Here is a 1,226-nt window from a genome sequence, read left to right as displayed (position 1 = left end):
GTTCGGCTTCATTTTCGTCCAGCCAAACGAACCCACGAGCGTTGACCATTTCGGTCGCCAGCAGCCCCGCGCCGCCGAATTGACGTACAATGTGACGAAACGCAGCGTTGGTGAACCCAGCCATGGGAGCCTGCAAAATCGGCGGATCGATGACCAAATCACCAATCCGAAGCGGCGGCACGGCTCGCGTAGGGGCAGATACAGGCGTGGCGTCTTTTTCAATCATTCGACGGTCGGCTTTCGCGGCGGTTTGTTTTCACTTCAGTTTATCGTCGCTTTGCAAAATTGGCGAATCGCCCGTTCATGAATCCAAAGCCTTTTCGCGTTGGTCTGGTCGCTTGGCATGCACTACCGGCCATCGTTCCGCCTGCCACGCTCCCCAACGCTGATGGCGCCCTCGCAGAAAACTCAATCACAGAGCCTCCCTCACCAAAGAGGTACGGCGAGACGTTCGGCGGGTTAGAAACCGCAATGTGGACCTTCGCTCAACACCTCTCCCGACAACCAGACATCGAGCCCGTCTGCTTTTTGGAAACCGATCGACCACGCAACGGAACCGTGGCATGGCCCACTGAAGTCGAGGGCGTGAAGCTCGAAATCAGTGTCAGACGGTTTCGAGCGATTCGCCACGCCGTGGGAGAATGCATCGACACGGAATCGAAACGCATCAAACGCTTCTCACCGCACTTGCTGTGGCAAATTCCTTTTCTGGCGATGACACGACCATTCCGGTCTCGCGATCCAATCGACAGCCACCCGGACCCTCGCTTGATCGACCAATCCATCGACGCCTGGATCAGTTTCGGGGTCAACTCTTCAAGCTCACGGGTGGTGGCAACCGCGGCCGCGGAACACACGCCAAGCTTCGTCTGCGTTCGATCCAACGCAGGACTGGAGGACGGATTGGCAACCGACTCAGAGTACCGGAACGAATGCGGCGAACCATCCTCCGCTCGTCGCTATGCGTTGCTGCAATCTGATCACGTCGTCTGCCAAAGCCAATGGCAAATCGACCGACTGAGACAGATGTTTCATCGCGAAGGATTGCTGGCCCGAAACCCCATTGTTCGCAAAGACTGGCAACCGCCATTTGCCACACCCGCTCCCAAACCATTCCAAGAGCAATTCGACGTACTCTGGATTGGTCGCTACGACGATTTCCACAAGCGTCCTTTGCTCATGCTGGAAGCCGCCAAAAAGCTACCGCATGTGTCATTCAAAATGAT

1 protein-coding gene and 1 pseudogene are annotated in these 1,226 nt (G+C 56.4%); one reads left to right on the top strand and one right to left on the bottom strand.

The window, feature by feature from the left end; genetic code table 11:
* On the bottom strand, nt 1-226 hold a 226-nt coding region (locus tag B2R17_RS19375; RefSeq protein WP_286765266.1), incomplete at its 3' end, for a tRNA-dihydrouridine synthase.
* A gap of 332 nt (nt 227-558) precedes the next feature.
* Here B2R17_RS19375 and B2R17_RS19370 point away from each other — a divergent pair.
* A pseudogene (locus tag B2R17_RS19370) lies at nt 559-1,226 on the top strand (glycosyltransferase family 1 protein); the annotation flags it as partial.

Origin of the sequence: Rhodopirellula sp. UBA1907, assembly GCF_002337565.1 — a bacterium.
Taxonomy (GTDB): domain Bacteria; phylum Planctomycetota; class Planctomycetia; order Pirellulales; family Pirellulaceae; genus Rhodopirellula; species Rhodopirellula europaea.
The sequence above is the reverse complement of the archived record's forward strand: the minus strand, read 5'-3'. Positions and strand labels throughout refer to the sequence as shown.